Source organism: Sphingomonas fuzhouensis (genome assembly GCF_034659795.1).
Taxonomy (GTDB): Bacteria; Pseudomonadota; Alphaproteobacteria; order Sphingomonadales; family Sphingomonadaceae; genus Sphingomonas; species Sphingomonas fuzhouensis.
In genome coordinates this window covers 1-759 of the sequence record NZ_JAXSQY010000015.1, presented here as the reverse complement: position 1 = coordinate 759, position 759 = coordinate 1, and the positions used below count along the sequence as shown (strand labels likewise).

The 759-nt window shown below is 58.2% G+C and carries 2 tRNA genes; both read left to right on the top strand.

The features are described from left to right. Positions 1-244 precede the first annotated feature (244 nt). Positions 245-321, top strand: a tRNA-Ile gene (locus tag U1H82_RS18290). A 172-nt stretch (positions 322-493) separates the two neighbouring features. Beyond that, a tRNA-Ala gene (locus U1H82_RS18285) sits at positions 494-569 on the top strand. Positions 570-759 lie beyond the last annotated feature (190 nt).

Here is a 759-nt window from a genome sequence, read left to right as displayed (position 1 = left end):
AGGGGAACCTGCGGCTGGATCACCTCCTTTCTAAGGATAGCGGCGGAAAGCGCTTCGGCTACGGTCGGAGAAGAGCTTCCTCCCATTCCAAAGACATTCCAATCCGCCGTCCTCATGTCCCTTCATCAAACTGGAACCGACGAGACGAAATAGCGAAGCTATTTTGCACGTCGGTCAGTTCGGCCAGCGCGGCGAAGCGCGCCATAAGGCGCAGCTTAGCTGCGACTGACGGCGCAGCGGGCACGGGCCGGTAGCTCAGGTGGTTAGAGCGCACGCCTGATAAGCGTGAGGTCGTAGGTTCAACTCCTACTCGGCCCACCACTGCTGTTACGCTCTAGCACCCGGCCACGCCGCCGGACGCGGCAAAGGGAGCCCATCAAAGTAATACTTTGATGGGGCCCGCAAAGCCGCGCCCTCTGGCGCGGCCTACCGCGCCGATCGTGCTTGCAGATGTGTGCGATAGCTTCGCTATCGCATCTCACTGCTGGCGCATGGGGCCTTAGCTCAGCTGGGAGAGCGGTTGCTTTGCAAGCATCAGGTCATCGGTTCGATCCCGATAGGCTCCACCAACGCCCGAACGACGATCCAGTTTTGATGAAGACAACAGTTCCGCGTAAGCGGATACGAGGTGTACGCACCTCATCTTTGACATTGTGAATGGGTTTTTAAAATCGATGCCGTGAAGGTGTCGGCTTTGAAAGTGAGGCGAGGCCGCAAGGCCAAGCGACACGGACAAGCTGGCAATTCACAATATCTGGC